A 15,786-nucleotide genomic window follows, 5' to 3' on the forward strand; every position below is an offset into this window, starting at 1 on the left:
AAACATCGGACTATTTCCGGTTTTCTAGCAGGCATATTTTCATCTTTATGTGCTTATCAACTCTGTCAGAAGAATAAGCCAAAAATTCATGTCGTTAGAAATTTAGCTTATCCGTAACTAGGGTTATATAAGTGATCACTTACTGGAGCAGCGTTTTCAACTGAAGGATTATTTGGGGAGAATAAATTAAATCACTGGTTTTGTATAAATTATAATCAAGCAAGCTGAGTCGAATTCATGCTAAAATACTCGGCTTTCATCTTTGATCTAATTTTCAGATCTTCCATCATCTGCCAGCCGAGAATTGCTAGCCATGTCTACTGCTTATACCATGCAGACTGCGCCAAAAGCGTTGTTTGATTACGACAAATATTGGGCGTCCTGTTTTGAACCTGCGCCATTTTTGCCGATGTCACGCGAGGAGATGGATCAACTCGGTTGGGATAGTTGTGACTTTATTTTAGTCTGTGGTGATGCGTATATCGATCATCCCTCTTTCTGTTCTGGCATTATTGGCCGTACTTTAGAAGCTCAAGGTTTCCGTGTCGGGATTATTGCCCAGCCGGACTGGACCAGCGTGGATGCATTCCGAGTATTGGGTAAGCCGAATATTGCCTGGGGTGTGACGGCCGGTAATATGGATTCGATGATCAACCGCTACACCGCTGACCGTAAAATCCGTTCAGATGATGCCTATTCTCCAGACAATGTGCCGAATAAACGTCCTGACCGCGCGGCAACCGTATATTGCCAGCGTATACGTGAAGCCTATCCTGATGTGCCGGTATTGTTAGGGGGTATTGAAGCTTCTCTACGTCGTATTGCTCATTATGACTATTGGTCAGATAAAGTCCGTCGTTCGGTATTGATGGATTCTAAAGCCGATCTTTTGATGTACGGTAATGGCGAACGTTCGATTGTCGAAGTGATGCACCGTTTGGCCAAAGGCGAAAAAATTACGGACATCACGGATGTCCGTGGTACGGCCTTTATTGTCAATAAACATAACCGTGCTTCTAAAGCTAAATTCGTTGAAATTGCATCGAATGATGTGGACACCATCGGTCGTGTAGATCCCATTATCAACCCTTATGTGATGACGGAAGATCTGGATGGTTGTGAAATTGAAAAAGATAAAGGCAATAGTTTAAGCCAGTATCAAGGCTTCCAAAAAGAAGCGGTCGCCAATCCGATTGTCCGTGAAGGTGACAATCTGGATGCCGATACGCAAATTGTACAGCTACAACCTGCATCAAAGGCGATTAAACATAAGTTACCACCACGAGAACTGGCGGTAATCCGTTTGCCTGCTTTTGAAGAAGTGGTCAATGACCCCGTTTTATATGCACATGCCAACCGTATCTTGCATCTGGAAACCAATCCGGGGAATGCGCGTGCCTTAGTACAAAAGCATGGTGAACGTGATGTGTGGTTGAATGCACCACCTATTCCATTAACCACAGAAGAAATGGATTATGTGTTTGACCTGCCTTATGCACGTCTGCCACATCCTGCATATGGTAATGCACGTTTCCCGGCTTTTGACATGATTAAATTTTCTGTCAACATCATGCGTGGTTGCTTTGGCGGTTGTACTTTCTGTTCCATCACGGAACATGAAGGTCGTATTATCCAGAACCGTTCGGAAGACTCAATTCTGCGTGAAGTGGAGAAGATTCGGGATACCGCACCGGGCTTTACCGGCATTATCTCGGATTTAGGTGGTCCAACGGCTAATATGTACTGTTTGCACTGTAAAGACCCTGAGATTGAGAAAAACTGTCGTAAGCCATCGTGCGTATTCCCGGGTGTGTGTCAGAATTTGCATACCGACCATGCGCCATTGACGCAGTTATACCGTAAAGCACGTGCACTTAAAGGCATCAAGAAAATTCTGATCGGTTCAGGTTTACGTTATGACCTGGCGGTATTAAACCCTGAATATGTGAAAGAATTGGTCACTCATCACGTGGGTGGTTATCTCAAAATTGCGCCTGAACATACCGAAAAAGGTCCATTATCCAAGATGATGAAACCGGGGATTGGCACTTACGACCGTTTCAAACAGATGTTTGATCGCTTTAGTAAGGAAGCCGGTAAAGAACAGTATCTGATTCCTTACTTTATCGCGGCGCATCCGGGGACCACCGATTACGATATGATGAACCTGGCGATCTGGTTGAAAAAGAATGGTTTCCGTGCCGATCAGGTACAAACCTTCTATCCATCGCCAATGGCTACAGCAACCACCATGTATTACACCGGTAAAAATCCGCTGGCAAAAGTGGCGCGTTATACTGAAAATGTGGATATTGTGAAAGGTGAGAAACGTCGCCGCTTGCACAAGGCTTTCTTGCGTTATCATGATCCAAATAACTGGCCAATGTTACGTGAAGCTTTGAAAGAAATGGGCCGCTCAGACTTGATTGGTAATTCGAAACAACATCTGATTCCGAGCTATCAACCGCAAGGCACAGAAGGGCAATATCAGTCGGCACGCAAGAAAAACTCGACCTTGGCGGGAGATTCTGCAAAACGCACAGGTGAAAATACTGCACGTAATCAATCACGTAATGTTGCCAATACAAATGGCAATAATCGTCCTAAAAAAGGCCAGATCCTGACTCAACATACTGGCTTACCACCACGTGAAACTGGGGAGAAACGTCCATTTGCGGGTTCTAAATCCAAGATTAAATCTAAGCCTAAGTCAAAAGCTTGATTTTTTAAAAAAAAGGACGCTTAGGCGTTCTTTTTTTACCATTCAATTAAATAGCCCTCTAATGAAAACAGCTCATCGGAATTGTAGGACAATATTCAAAAGTAGTCTTGCATCCCTACTGTGCCTTGAGCTACAGTAATTTGGTGTCAGATAATGGATGAATCCTAGGCATAGATGTAAAAAATAAAATCAGTGCAACTTTTTGTCAGCATTTATAATGTTTTCGTCATGATTAAATGCAGTTCGTTTGCTTGAAATATTTAATAAAAATAAGCGTTGTATACTGAGGTTGATAACAAGCATCGGTGTGACACCGGAAATACTATAAAAAATTAAAGGATTAAGATGATGATAATTTATATTTTGGTCGGAAGTTTACTTCTGTTTGGCATTCTGTTGAAGGCTTGGAAAAGTCTGGAAGGTAGTGCTAAACAGCAAGATAGTGCTTTAAAACAAAGAGCTATTTTTAATATTAGTGAACAGATCACATTTACACGCCTTAAAGAAATATTGCCGCGCAGTACTGTGTTGGCTCATGTTTCATTTGATGCCTTGTTGACGACCAAATACAGCCGTACCCGCCATAAATATCGCAATATGGTGGCAGATTTTGTGATTCTGGATGAACATCATCAGGTGTTTGCCATTATTGCATTGGATGATCCCATGGCTTTACGCCATCCGCAAAATGCCCAATATCAGGATGCGCTGTTGGCGATGGCCGGGTATCGGGTGATTCGCTATGAAGATGTACCGGAATATTTTCAGTTAAGACAAGATTTTTTAATTGAAAACCCTACTGATTTTCAGCTAGATGAGTTAACAGAGGTTTCAATAAAAAAGTATGATTTTTATCCAGATTTGGGCCGAAAGAAAATCCGCCTGTTAGGTTAAATCACTATAAGCATGAATGACTGTTCATGCTTATTTTTTGGCTTTTAATTCGATGCACGAACAGCAGTGACAGTCATTTCTACCAGAACATCAGGAGCATACAACTTGGCCTCGACACAGGTACGAGGCAGGGCTTCAATATTAGCGACCCAGGCATCCCAGATTTCATTCATCGCCGCATAGTCATTTTCAATATCTTTTAAATAAATGGTCACAGACATAATTTGGCTCTTGTCTGTACCTGCATCCGCCAGCAAGCGATCAATAATTTCCAGGGTTTGCCGTGTCTGACCTTTAATATCCAGCGTGGTATCTGTAGCCAATTGACCAGCCAGATGTACTAGGTTTCCTGAAATGGCAATTTCAGAAAAGCGCTTTTCAACATGCAGACGTTGTACTGTCATAATATAAGTCCTTTATTTTCGGCATAATTGCTGCGAGCCATATCTTGGTCATACAGCCTGCAGCCAGGTAGATGGCAACATCATAATGCCATGAGCCCTTACCGTAAATCACTCATCGCGCAGTTATTGTTGGGCTATAGCTAACGCTGTACGTGCATGGAGTTAAAGTAATAGGGTAGTTATACTAAGCTATTTACGTACAGAGCTTAGGTCATTTCCTTTAAGCCTTAATGCTCAACTAAAATTATGCTATAAAACACTAATTAAAATAGGAATTTTATGAAAATAATAATTTTATTCGGCTCTATGATGCTTCTTACTGGGTGCGCTACAACTAAAATCACACCTGTACAATTAAGCCAAGGGGAAAAGATTCAAAAAGTTTGTATAAAGCATAACCCTAAAGTGATAGTTCAAAATCTAGAGGACATCATTACTTCTCGTTTGGAATATCACAATATTGTTACTCAAGTTTATAGTGGGGAAAGACCAGAACTATGTGAATATTCACTCAGGTATGTAGCATATCAAAAGTGGGATTTTTCAATGGTACTTACTCAGGCACAATTAATTCTCTATAAAAATGAAAAACGAATTGGGGTTGCTGAATACAAATTACATGCTGGGGGATTATTAAATCCTACTAAGTACAAAAGTAATGAATCCAAAATAGAACCGTTAGTGGATCAGTTAATTGGGGAAATTCAATAATGACATTTATGAAAGTTAAAGCACTGGTTATTAGCGTGCTGATTTTAACTGGTTGTGCAACAGCAGATATTGTTCCTATTGGTAGAGATACCTAGATGATTTCTCAAATGTCAGCTGGTGGAGTATTTACCAATACTTCCAAACTTAAGTCAGATGTAATTTTAAGAGCTAATGCCTTTGCCGAAAGTAAAAATAAGATCGCTATCCCTGTTGCATCCACTGCACAATCTGCTGTTCCAGGTAGACTTCCTAGTTTTGAATATCAGTTTCGATTAGTTGATAAGGATGATCCTAAGCTATTGGTAATGAATTGCGCTCTACTCCTGACAAAATAAACGAAGAAAGAACCATATTGAAGCACGCGTAAGCTTCTTAAAATTGTTTCATCTATGTATATGATTTATCTAAAGCAGAAAGTCCGCCTAGTTGCGGACTTTATTGCATTATCGCCTGTCAAAAATCTATCACTGCACTATGGTTACCACAGCAGAGACTTTTAAAATAACAGGGACCAGCAGAAGATACCGTAGCAAATCGGAGTGATCGAGAGTAGCTTGTATAAAATGCTTCAGTGCAGTAGGAGATATGCTGTTTTTAGGAATTTATAGAGATATATGCAGAAGAAATGCGAGCGAGGGACCATGCGGTTCAACAGAGTTGCCCTGTAATATTCGGATTTGATCGTCACGCCAATCACAGGACAGCATGCTAAAAGTAAAGGTGATTTTTAGCATCTCGGCGGTTACATGGATAAATGTATCGCGCCCATAGAGTACCGCAAAAATCATGCTTGTGTGTAATCAATTGGTCTAATTTCATTCTTTTGGTTGAAAAACATGCAAACTCTACCAGAGAGAAAGCTGTGACTGATCTTGCTGCTCCGAAAGCTGGTACAGCCCAACGCCAATGAGACGAAACTGAAAATGTTCTGGAATATGCATTTCAATGAGTAGCTGTTGCAGTACCTGTTCCAGTTGTTGCCGATTTTGCAAAGGCTGTTTAAAACTCTTGCTGTGTTGCAAGACCTGAAAATTTTTTAGCTTGAGTTTGGCCGAAACCCCACGTGCACAGAGTTGTTTGCGCTCTAGACGGTTCCAGACCTGATCAATCAGTCGAGGCCAAGCATTCTGGCATTGTATTAAGGTCAGGTCATCATCAAAGGTGGTTTCCTTGGAAATTTGCTGGCGTTCACGTTCAACTTGTACAGGCCGTTCATCAATACCCTGGGCATAGAGAAAAAGTCGTTTGCCATATTTGCCAAAATGCTGAACCAGCACATTTTGCTCAATTTTTTGTAAATCTCCCAGCGTTTGTAATTGCAGCAACTTGAGCTTTTCTTGCATCACTTTTCCCACACCGGGAATTTTTTTTAGCGGTAAATTCTGAATAAAATGCTGCACCTGTGAGGGCTTAATGATACAAATGCCATCCGGTTTGTTCCAGTCTGAAGCAATTTTGGCTAAAAATTTATTGGGTGCTACCCCGGCAGAGGCGGTTAAACCTGTAATTTTGAAAATATCTTCCCGTATACGCATCGCAACTTCAGTAGCACTTGGAATATTTTGCAGATTTTCTGTGACATCCAGATAAGCTTCATCTAAAGATAAGGGTTCAATCAGCGGCGTGTAACGCTGGAACACCTGATGAATCTGGGCGGAGATGGCACGGTATTTTTCAAAATTGGGTTCAATCACCACTACGTGTGGACAAAGCTTTCGGCCTTGTGCCATCGACATGGCAGAGCGCAATCCAAACTCGCGCGCAGGGTAGGACGCTGCACAAATCACGGCCCTTGGATGATGGGAAGACACGACCACCGGCAAATGCTTTAACTCCGGTCGGTCTTTGAGTTCCACAGATGCAAAAAAGGCATCCATATCGATGTGAATGATTTTTCTCATGCAGTCCCAAACTCTGCCTGTATGCGCTGGGCTTCAGTATCTCATCTTCATGGGTCAGATTGTAGAGCAGGATCAAGTGGATACGACACAGGTTGACTAAGTAAAACCAGCCGGGTGTTTTGTTGCTCCGCTGCTTGAATCAGAATCTTGAGGCTTTGCTCGGTGTGATCTGCCAGATAAGGTAAAAATTCCAAAGGCTGATCAATCGGCTGGAAAAAGTTATCCCAGTGAATTGGCATCACGACTTTATGCTTTAAGCTTCTCAGGGTTTGATCGAGATAGTGCTGCTGAAATTCTTTCGATTGGCGTGACAGTTGGGCAATGCCTAAAAATAGCGTATCGACTTGCAAGTTCCTGAGTTGATCTGGAATGGCACCAGTACCGGCTTTGACTAAAATACGATGTCCTGAATGTTCAATCAGATAGTCAAAACTATGGCCTTCTTTAAATTCAGAAAAACGGGCAGGAAGTTGCAGAGGCTGTTTAATTTCCTCACCAAGGTCATTATTGACTGCTGTTGCTGGCGTATGCTGGGAGGGAATGGTCATTACTTTGAATTGCCCAAAACTGATGAATTTAAAAGACTGAACCTGGATGAGTTGCTGTTCTGCAATATGGCCGCCACGGGCGATATTTAAGGTGCTGCTTGAACCGATAATTTTCGTATTTGGAAGTCTTTTGCCAAGTTCGGCAATATCCAGCGTATGGTCATAATGTGAATGGGTCACCAGTATGGCTTGGGTTCGCTGTAACTGCTGCTGTTGCACGATATGTTGAATGACTTGAGGCTGACTTTGAATTTTGCTGAACAGCACCTCTGCAATGGAAGGACGACTAAAGAAACCGTCAATTAAAATTTGGGTTTTGCCATTATCGAACAGTAGGGTGGAAATGCCAAAGAATTTGACCTGGAGCTTTGAAGACGGCGCTGTTTTTTCAGAGGGTGAATATTACCATTTTTGAAAATCAGACACCTGACCTGAAGGCTGCAGCAGCAAAACCATTGCAGCTACTCCAACGAGTATGCTGATGCCTACTCCCACAACAGCCAAAATCCTTTTTGATTTGCCATAAATTTCCCGTTTTTATGCAGTTTGATTTTTTATTGGGATTAGAGAAGTGGAGTTATCTTGTTATTTTTTCGGTAAATTTTCCACCTTGTTCAGTGGATAGATTCCATTGCGTTCTAAAAATCGTGTCCAGTCATCCTCATCACCATTAAACACATTTAAGTCGACGGTTTTGTTAATGCCCTTGATGGTACCCTGATTGGTATGCTGCCAGAACAGCCATTTTGGCTTGCCTTTTAAATCCGGTTTGCCTTTGTATTCACGTACCCAAAGAGGTGTTTTTATAAATTCCCCAGCCAGAATAATGTTATAGAAGGCTTTGGAGGTATAAAAAATCGGTTGTTTGCCATAATGCTGATACAGCCGGTCATGCATGACCTGAATTTCTTTTAGCAGTTGTTCCTTGGTATAGGTATTGATGCAGTTGCTGTCATATTCCAGATCAATCACTGGAGGCAAGGCATTGGCTTTATTGGGTACAGTTTCAATAAAATTTTGCGCCTGAACTTCGCCATCCCTGCATAAACGATAAAAATGATAGGCACCCACGGTGAAACCATGTTCACGGGCTTGCAGCCAGTAATCCTGAAATTTTCGATCTTTAAAATCACCACCTTCGGTCGCTTTCAGATAAACAAATCGATAGGTTTTGGGTGAAATCTGTTGCCATTGAATGTCGCCCTGATGATGCGATACGTCAAAACCTTTGACCGGATACTCCTGTGCCGAAGCAGGATTATGATGAAACACAAAAACATACAATACGATTGCAACACAGCTCAGCAACAGGCCGATGCAAGAAGCATACAGTTTGTGATGATGGTGCTTGGCAAATCGTTTATTAGACATAGATAATTTAGGCGTGATTTATCAAACACATGATAACGCGATCTGAACATTCAGACCACGTTGTTTCTGATGTCATCTGATTCTACTTAGGTGTGACGTGGAATTTGCCAGAAAATGGCTGCGGTAATCAGATTAATGCAGCCGAGGAAAATCAGTGTGGTATGGAAAGCTGTCACGATCTGCTCGCTACCGAAATAGGCGGTAAACAGGTTGACCAAGGTTCCGGCCAAAGCCACGCCGATACTCATCGATACCATCATGATCATTGACAAAAAGCTGTTGCCACTACTGGCATCTTGCTGAGGTAAATCCTTCAGGGTCAGGGTATTCATGGAGACAAACTGCAAAGAATTTAGTATGCCGAAAACAAAGAAATGTAAGGCTCTTAACCAAGTTGGGGTATCCGCCGTAGTGAGGGCAAAACTGGCAATACATGCTCCGACCAATAAGGTATTGACCAGTAATACCTGGCGATACCCAAAGCGTTGAATAATCTGGCGAATAATCGGCTTGGAAGCTAGAGAACCCAGTACTGTCGGAATCATCAACAGACCGGTAATAAATGGCTCAAAGCCAAAGGCAACCTGCAACATCAGCGGAATTAAAAAAGGTATCGCGTTGCCGCCTAAGCGGGCAAAGAAATTACCGATAATGCCTATAGCATAAATTTTATTGCTAAATAATGTACTGCGGAACAGCGCATTGTGATGTGTATGGGCATGAATGGCATAGATAATCGCTGCCAAGACACCCGCAAGTACCAGACCTATACTCCACCATAGCGATTGATGGGGGCTGGCAAAATTTTCAATGCCCAGTGAAAGTCCCACCATGGCAATCACCAGCAAGATAAAACCTGAAAAATCAAAAGATTTGACAGCAGGTTCAGTGACGTTCGGCATGGCCTTCAAGGTAATTAGAACGCCTAACAGTCCCATCGGAATATTAATTAAAAAAATCCAGTGCCATGTTGTCACTTCGACCATCCATCCGCCCAATGTCGGACCAATCAAGGGACCCATCAGACCAGCTAAACTCATCAAGCTCATGGCAGATAAAAACTGGGTACGCGGAATGACCTTGAGCATTGCCAGTCGGCCTACAGGAAGTAACAATGCACCGCCAATGCCCTGAATGACTCGATAAAAGAGCAGCTGGTTTAAACTGCTGGATAGTCCGCAGCCCAGTGATGCCAAGGTAAAAATAATAATGGCCGCAAAGTAGGTATTGCGCACACCAAAACGGTCGGCCAGCCATCCGCTTAAAGGAATACAGGCAGCGACCGAAAGCACATAGGCCACCACCACACTATGCATCTGGAGCGGATCTTCAGCCAGATTGGCTGCCATGGCGGGAATTGCCGTATTGACAATGGTGGTATCCAAACCTTGCATAAAAAAACCGATTGATACCAACAACACTAACAGGCGGAATTCAGGTTGTAGGGCTTGATGCGAAGGAGTGGCGTTCATAACAATATTAAAGTGATTTTTTACAGAGTTTAAAGCAATCCGTTTAAAGTGGTGTAAGAAAAAGTTGTGCTATCCATTATGGGATAGCACTGTCTGGAGTTCACTTTTTATGTCCTGGTTTGGACTTAAATGGCAAAGTGTTGTGGTGCATCCAGATTTTTAATGGCATTGAGAATCTGATCGGCATGATTGCAGATAATCAGTTTGGCCCGATGCTGCGGCGGTAAAAAGCCTTCACTGACCGCATGATCCAGCTGGCTCACTAGGGCATCATAAAAGCCATTCACGTTATAGAGCATCATCGGTTTTTGATGCTGATTTAACTGTCCCCAGGTGGCAATTTCCAGAATTTCTTCAAACGTGCCCAAACCACCGGGTAAAGCGACAAAAGCACTGGCACGCTTAGCCATCATGGCCTTGCGTTCATGCATGCTTCGTACAATGTGTAATTCGGTGAGCTGATGATGCGCAATTTCATAATCCAGCATAAATTCAGGGATCACCCCGACGGTTTCACCGCCACGCTGTCTGACGGCATCAGCCACTTGCCCCATGAGGCCTATACTTGCGCCACCATAGACCATGCCGAAACCCAGATCAGCCAGTGCCTGAGCCAAAGCTACGGCTTTTTCCTGATAAATTGGTTTATTGCCTGAACGTGAACCACAGTAGAGTGCAATTAAAGGTTGAGTTGTTTTGGGAGTAGGATTGTTATGTTTGGGAGTCATTTTTAATACACTGTTCATCATTATATTTTTACCATAGCATTTTATTTTTTCAGTCTCTAGCTTAACTGTTAAATATGACAGGTCGTGATCAGCCTTATACCAACCTTGCAAAGATTTGTTGAAATTGGGTGAGCAAAAAACAGCGCAGTGAGGAAAAGAGGATGAATTTCTACTTCATCTTGCTATACTAAAAATCTGTTTTCCAACAAATGAATTAACATGGGTAGTGGTTGTCCTCACTCTGAACACTTCAATGCTTCTGAAAAAAATATACAGCATGCTGTTCATCGCATATTCAGCGATTTTAATATGAACCTTCTAAAATCAGTCCCTCATCATCCTGCACAGGAGAATATCCAATGATCTTGGAATGGATGTCAGATCCATCAGCATGGATTGGACTGGCAACTTTAGTGGTTCTAGAAATTGTACTGGGTATCGACAACCTGGTTTTTATTGCCATTTTGGCGGAAAAACTGCCCCCAGAACAGCGTAATGCAGGCCGTATCGTCGGCTTGATTATGGCTTTGTGTATGCGGTTGATTTTACTGGCTTCCATTGCCTGGGTGGTGACCTTGACCCAGCCACTGTTCCATGTTCTGGATCATCCTTTTTCCGGCCGTGACCTGATTCTGCTGTTTGGTGGCGTATTCCTGCTGTTTAAAGGCACCATGGAATTACATGAGCGTATAGAAGGTGCTCAACCGCAGAAAGAAGAAAACCCGGTGCATGCCGCATTCTGGATGGTGATCGTTCAGATTGTGGTACTGGATGCCGTATTCTCTCTGGATAGCGTGATTACCGCAGTCGGCATGGTCAAAGACCTGTCGGTGATGATGATTGCGGTGGTGATTGCAGTCGGCATCATGCTGTGGGCATCTAAACCACTAATGACCTTTGTCAACAGACATCCGACCGTGGTGATTCTGTGCCTCGGCTTCCTGATGATGATCGGCTTTTCACTGATTGTTGAAGGCTTCGGTTTCCATATTCCTAAAGGCTATTTATACGCGGCGATTGGTTTCTCTGTGGTGGTGGAATTTATCAACCAGACTATGCGCCGTAATCAGGAGCGCATGGTGACCACGACGGACCTGCGTTACCGTACTGCTTCTGCCGTGATGCGTATGCTCGGGGGTAAAAGTGAATCGCAAAACAATGAAGCCGAAGATGTGCTGGCGACACGTGCCTTTGCCGATGAAGTCTTTAATGAAGAGAACGGGGTTTACCATAGTGTGCTGGTGCAAGGTGTGCTGGGGCTGTCGGAACGGCCTGTGAAATCGGTGATGACACCGCGTCCGGAACTGGAATGGATTGATCTGGATGAAGATGAAGCCTCCATTAAAGAACAGTTATTAAGCATGACCCATTCACGTTTGATTGTGGCACATGGTGAACTGGACAATATTGCCGGTATAGTGCTGACCCATAAAGTCATGAACGACTACATCGAAACTGGAAAACTGAATTTTGAAGCGCATTTACGCGAGCCGGTGATTGTGCATGAAAATGCTCAGGTGTTGATGGTAATGGAACAGTTGCGTCAGGCACCGCTGCAAATGGCAATTGTATTGAATGAATACGGTTCGATTGAAGGGCTTGCTACCCCGATTGATGTGCTTGAAGCGATTGCCGGTGAATTCCCGGATGAAGATGAATTTGAAACAGCTGCAGAAAGTCTGGAAGACGGGACTTTAATCCTTGAAGGTTCTACCGATATTCGTCATGTTTCCTTGTTGTTAAACCGTGATCTGGTAGATGAGTCTGAACAGTATTCAACCTTGTCCGGTTATATCCTGTTCCATCTGGGGCGTTTGCCGGAAAGTGGTGCCAAATTGCAGGCAGATAAACATATTTTTGAAGTGGTGACGATGAATGGCCATAAAATTGATAAGGTTCATATCATCCCGCTCAATCAAAATCAGACGGAAGATTAATTTCACCTGCACAGCTGATCTTTATCGATGTTGAATTAAAATAGCCCGCATTGTCGGGCTATTTGATTATGAGGGTCTGTTGACATTTCATAAATGGCTTGCGTTGTAGGCTAAAATTGATCAGACAAGGAATGAAATGCAAAGAATGGTGGTTCCATTTTTAAATTTCATAACGAAGTCTGGGATAATTTTAGCCACAACCCTTCGGGACTAGAGTATTTTTTGACGCTACGTCGTTGTGAACTACGCATTTAGAATGACTAAATTTTGTAGTTCACGCCTTGTATCCTCTAAAAAATATTCGTAGTCGCAAACATAGACGAAGTGTTAACAGACCCTAATCTAAGTTGGAAAAAATTGATGTCAGAAACAGAATGTCCATGTGGTCGAGGTGATTACGCCAGCTGTTGCCAGCCTTTACATTTGGGTCAGGCCAAAGCACACACTGCAGAGCAATTGATGCGTTCGCGTTATAGTGCCTTTGCCAAACAGGAAATTGACTATATTGTGAAAACCACGGCCTTAGGCCAACAACAAGCGCTGGATGTGGCAGCCATTGCCGAATGGAGCAAGGCCAATCAGTGGCTCAAGCTGGAAGTGGTTCAAGCCCAGGAAAAACTGGACAAGCACCATGCCCAGGTTGAATTTAAGGCACATTATCATGATAGTCAGCAAGCACAGGTTCATCATGAAATTTCCCATTTTGTGAAACATGAAGGGGCCTGGTATTTCCTTGATCCGACCACAAATATGCAAATCACCATGAAACAGCCGTGTATTTGCGGTTCAGGGAAAAAATTTAAGCAATGTTGTGCGCAATTTTTGTAATTTTCATCTGAATTTGCCTTAGAATAGCGCGCATCGATAACCCTCAGTGGAAGCAGGGCAATGTTGCTATTGGTCATTTATATTATCGCAATTACGGCTGAAGCCATGACAGGGGCACTGTCGGCAGGTCGGCGCAGTATGGACTGGTTCGGGGTAACGCTGATTGCCTGTGTGACTGCACTGGGTGGTGGCTCGGTTCGCGATGTACTGCTTGGGCATTATCCTTTGACCTGGGTGAAGCATCCGGAATATCTGGTGTTGACCTGCTGCGCAGCCTTTGTCACTATCCTGATTGCCAAATGGATGCGCCATTTACGTTCCATCTTCCTGATTCTCGATGCTCTGGGTTTAATCGGTTTTACTATTATTGGCTGCCAGATTGCCTTGCAGATGGGGCATGGTTTTGTGGTTTCCGCAGTTGCCGGTGTGTTGACTGGAGTTTCCGGCGGTATTCTGCGCGATATTTTGTGTAATGATGTACCCTTGGTATTCCGCCGTGAATTGTATGCCAGTATTTCTTTTGTTTCCGTGATCTGTTACTGGATTTGTCAGGATATCGGTTTCTCTCTGGAAATCACTGTCATTTCCACCTTAATCTTCGGTTTCTCTTTACGCTGCATCGCTATCTATTTTGGTCTGGAAATGCCGAAATTTATTTATAAAGATGACGATGACCAGTCCGCATCCTCCAAAGATGCTTCCTAGAATATTGCCTTAATATGATGAATGACTGACGAAATGAGCGGTCATCATCTGCAAATTGGCGTATAAAAATTAATACAATTATAAATCCTGTTGGGAAAGCAGCATGCATTCTTTCACCAAATCAGAGCTCTTGTTATGGATTTAGTCTCACGTATACAACGTTTACCGATTGGTAAATTTCACTATACCTTGCTATGGGTGATTGGTCTGGGCTGGATGTTTGATGCCATGGATACCGGATTGATTTCCTTTATTCTGGCCAAAATGGCGGAAGACTGGGCCATGACGCCGGATGATAAAAGCTGGGTGGTTTCCATTGGTTTTATTGGAATGGCCATTGGTGCAGTGTGTTCGGGAGCCCTTGCCGATCGTTGGGGGCGTAAAACGGTTTTTGCCTCAACTTTAGTGATTTATAGTCTGGCAACCGCTGCCTGTGCTTTTGCACCGAACCTGACTTGGTTGCTGGTGTTCCGTTTCATTGTAGGGCTTGGACTGGGTGGTCAGCTACCGGTGGCCGTGACGCTGGTGAGTGAATATATTCCTGCCCATGTCCGTGGCCGCTTTATTGTGCTGCTGGAAAGTTTCTGGGGTTTGGGGTGGTTGGTGGCAGCATTGGTTTCGCGGTTTGTGATTCCCGATTTTGGCTGGCATGCTGCTTTTCTGATTGGGGGTATTCCTGCGCTGTATGCGATTGTGATCTGGAAAATGGTGCCAGAATCAGTGCCTTACTTAATTAATCGGGGTCGACATAAAGAAGCGCATGCTTTGGTGAAAAAAATTGAAGCGCAATGTGGCGTGGAAGTGATTGAAATTTTTGAAGTCAAACCGGTGGCCGAAAAGCATGACATTAGCTTCTCTCAACTCTGGTCCGGCATTTTTGCCCGCCGTACCCTGATGCTATGGCTGATCTGGTTTGGTATTGTATTTTCCTACTACGGTATTTTTACCTGGCTGCCAAGTTTACTGGTCAAAGAAGGCTATACCATTGTGAAGTCTTTTGAGTATGTACTAGTGATGATTCTGGCCCAGTTGCCGGGTTATATTGCCGCGGCATGGCTGGTGGAAAAACTGGGACGTAAGGCAACATTGGCGGGTTTTATTGCCATGTGTGCAGTCTCTGCCTACTTCTTTGGTCAATCCGACAATGTGACCCAGATTGTGGTATGGGGCTGTTTGATGTCCTTCTTTAACTTGGGCGCCTGGGGTGTTTTATACACTTATACCCCAGAACAGTATCCAGCCAATATCCGTGCCTTTGGTTCGGGCTGGGCCGGAGCGATTGGCCGTATTGGTGGTATTTTCGCGCCATTTGCTGTCACCCATATAATGGTGCTCGACCATGGTTTCAGCTATGTCTTTATGATGTTTACCGCCGTTTTAATTGCCGTGGCACTGATTATCCTGCTGCTGGGTGAAGAAACCAAAGGTAAAACTTTAGAGTCGATTGGTTTATAAAATTGCTGATTTTTGGGTTGATTGGCCCTTATAAAATGGATATTTTTAGTCCATAAGACACAATTTGTCGCAGAGTGTGGGTTACTGCCCTTGTGTAGTCCGCAGCTGCG

The 15,786-nt window shown here is 43.5% G+C and carries 13 protein-coding genes and 2 pseudogenes; 9 read left to right on the forward strand and 6 right to left on the reverse strand.

Annotated elements, in window-relative coordinates; all coding sequences use genetic code 11:
* From FTU91_RS02550 to FTU91_RS02560, 3 genes and pseudogenes are all read left to right on the forward strand, one after another.
* Positions 1-117, forward strand: a pseudogene (locus FTU91_RS02550) (IS982 family transposase); the annotation flags it as partial.
* A gap of 196 nt (positions 118-313) precedes the next feature.
* Positions 314-2,722: a YgiQ family radical SAM protein gene (locus tag FTU91_RS02555; protein WP_180080790.1), complete on the forward strand. Its 2,409-nt coding sequence runs from the start codon at positions 314-316 to the stop codon at positions 2,720-2,722.
* A gap of 348 nt (positions 2,723-3,070) precedes the next feature.
* Entirely contained in the window at positions 3,071-3,616 is a 546-nt protein-coding gene (locus FTU91_RS02560; protein ID WP_180080873.1) for a DUF2726 domain-containing protein, read from the forward strand.
* A gap of 44 nt (positions 3,617-3,660) precedes the next feature.
* On the opposite strand, the gene FTU91_RS02565 is transcribed toward FTU91_RS02560, so the two are convergent.
* Positions 3,661-4,020: a RidA family protein gene (locus FTU91_RS02565; protein ID WP_180080792.1), complete on the reverse strand. Its 360-nt coding sequence runs from the start codon at positions 4,018-4,020 to the stop codon at positions 3,661-3,663.
* A gap of 279 nt (positions 4,021-4,299) precedes the next feature.
* On the opposite strand from FTU91_RS02565, the gene FTU91_RS02570 reads away from it, so the two are divergent.
* Both FTU91_RS02570 and FTU91_RS02575 read left to right on the forward strand, forming a co-directional pair.
* Positions 4,300-4,731, forward strand: a complete 432-nt coding sequence (locus tag FTU91_RS02570; RefSeq protein ID WP_180080794.1) for an Sbal_3080 family lipoprotein — start codon at positions 4,300-4,302, stop codon at positions 4,729-4,731.
* Between the two features lie 95 nt (positions 4,732-4,826).
* On the forward strand, positions 4,827-5,066 hold the full coding sequence (locus FTU91_RS02575) for a hypothetical protein (RefSeq protein ID WP_180080796.1): 240 nt from the start codon (positions 4,827-4,829) through the stop codon (positions 5,064-5,066).
* 510 nt (positions 5,067-5,576) lie between these two features.
* Here FTU91_RS02575 and dinB read toward each other — a convergent pair.
* From dinB to FTU91_RS02600, 5 genes and pseudogenes are all read right to left on the reverse strand, one after another.
* Positions 5,577-6,632 carry a DNA polymerase IV gene (dinB, locus tag FTU91_RS02580; protein WP_180080805.1) on the reverse strand — a complete coding sequence of 352 codons (1,056 nt, stop codon included), beginning with the start codon at positions 6,630-6,632 and terminating at the stop codon, positions 5,577-5,579.
* A gap of 47 nt (positions 6,633-6,679) precedes the next feature.
* A pseudogene (locus FTU91_RS02585) lies at positions 6,680-7,636 on the reverse strand (MBL fold metallo-hydrolase).
* A gap of 129 nt (positions 7,637-7,765) precedes the next feature.
* Positions 7,766-8,551 (reverse strand): GH25 family lysozyme, encoded by a 786-nt coding sequence (locus FTU91_RS02590; protein WP_180080807.1) that lies wholly within the window; start codon positions 8,549-8,551, stop codon positions 7,766-7,768.
* Between the two features lie 86 nt (positions 8,552-8,637).
* The gene (mdtD, locus tag FTU91_RS02595; protein WP_180080809.1) at positions 8,638-10,023 is read right to left on the reverse strand and encodes a multidrug transporter subunit MdtD; all 1,386 of its coding nucleotides are present in this window, start codon (positions 10,021-10,023) and stop codon (positions 8,638-8,640) included.
* 125 nt (positions 10,024-10,148) lie between these two features.
* Complete coding sequence (locus FTU91_RS02600) at positions 10,149-10,769, reverse strand: TIGR00730 family Rossman fold protein (RefSeq protein WP_180080875.1); 621 nt, start codon at positions 10,767-10,769, stop codon at positions 10,149-10,151.
* A gap of 341 nt (positions 10,770-11,110) precedes the next feature.
* On the opposite strand from FTU91_RS02600, the gene FTU91_RS02605 reads away from it, so the two are divergent.
* From FTU91_RS02605 to FTU91_RS02620, 4 genes are all read left to right on the forward strand, one after another.
* A complete protein-coding gene (locus FTU91_RS02605) occupies positions 11,111-12,688 on the forward strand; it encodes a TerC family protein (RefSeq protein WP_086195153.1) in 1,578 nt (525 codons plus the stop codon).
* Positions 12,689-13,048: 360 nt separating this feature from the next.
* A complete protein-coding gene (locus tag FTU91_RS02610; protein ID WP_180080811.1) occupies positions 13,049-13,516 on the forward strand; it encodes a YchJ family protein in 468 nt (155 codons plus the stop codon).
* A 60-nt stretch (positions 13,517-13,576) separates the two neighbouring features.
* Entirely contained in the window at positions 13,577-14,221 is a 645-nt protein-coding gene (locus tag FTU91_RS02615; protein ID WP_086195155.1) for a trimeric intracellular cation channel family protein, read from the forward strand.
* Positions 14,222-14,356: 135 nt separating this feature from the next.
* Positions 14,357-15,676: an MFS transporter gene (locus FTU91_RS02620; protein WP_180080813.1), complete on the forward strand. Its 1,320-nt coding sequence runs from the start codon at positions 14,357-14,359 to the stop codon at positions 15,674-15,676.
* The last annotated feature ends 110 nt before the right edge of the window (positions 15,677-15,786 follow it).

Source organism: Acinetobacter sp. YH12201 (assembly GCF_013418145.1).
Taxonomy (GTDB): Bacteria; Pseudomonadota; Gammaproteobacteria; order Pseudomonadales; family Moraxellaceae; genus Acinetobacter.

Coding starts and splice junctions, on each gene's coding strand:
- FTU91_RS02555 (WP_180080790.1), top strand. CDS start 314: ATGTCTACTGCTTATACCATGCAGACTGCGCCAAAAGCGTTGTTTGAT.
- FTU91_RS02560 (WP_180080873.1), top strand. CDS start 3,071: ATGATAATTTATATTTTGGTCGGAAGTTTACTTCTGTTTGGCATTCTG.
- FTU91_RS02565 (WP_180080792.1), bottom strand. CDS start 4,020: ATGACAGTACAACGTCTGCATGTTGAAAAGCGCTTTTCTGAAATTGCC.
- FTU91_RS02570 (WP_180080794.1), top strand. CDS start 4,300: ATGAAAATAATAATTTTATTCGGCTCTATGATGCTTCTTACTGGGTGC.
- FTU91_RS02575 (WP_180080796.1), top strand. CDS start 4,827: ATGATTTCTCAAATGTCAGCTGGTGGAGTATTTACCAATACTTCCAAA.
- dinB (WP_180080805.1), bottom strand. CDS start 6,632: ATGAGAAAAATCATTCACATCGATATGGATGCCTTTTTTGCATCTGTG.
- FTU91_RS02590 (WP_180080807.1), bottom strand. CDS start 8,551: ATGTCTAATAAACGATTTGCCAAGCACCATCATCACAAACTGTATGCT.
- mdtD (WP_180080809.1), bottom strand. CDS start 10,023: ATGAACGCCACTCCTTCGCATCAAGCCCTACAACCTGAATTCCGCCTG.
- FTU91_RS02600 (WP_180080875.1), bottom strand. CDS start 10,769: ATGAACAGTGTATTAAAAATGACTCCCAAACATAACAATCCTACTCCC.
- FTU91_RS02605 (WP_086195153.1), top strand. CDS start 11,111: ATGATCTTGGAATGGATGTCAGATCCATCAGCATGGATTGGACTGGCA.
- FTU91_RS02610 (WP_180080811.1), top strand. CDS start 13,049: ATGTCAGAAACAGAATGTCCATGTGGTCGAGGTGATTACGCCAGCTGT.
- FTU91_RS02615 (WP_086195155.1), top strand. CDS start 13,577: ATGTTGCTATTGGTCATTTATATTATCGCAATTACGGCTGAAGCCATG.
- FTU91_RS02620 (WP_180080813.1), top strand. CDS start 14,357: ATGGATTTAGTCTCACGTATACAACGTTTACCGATTGGTAAATTTCAC.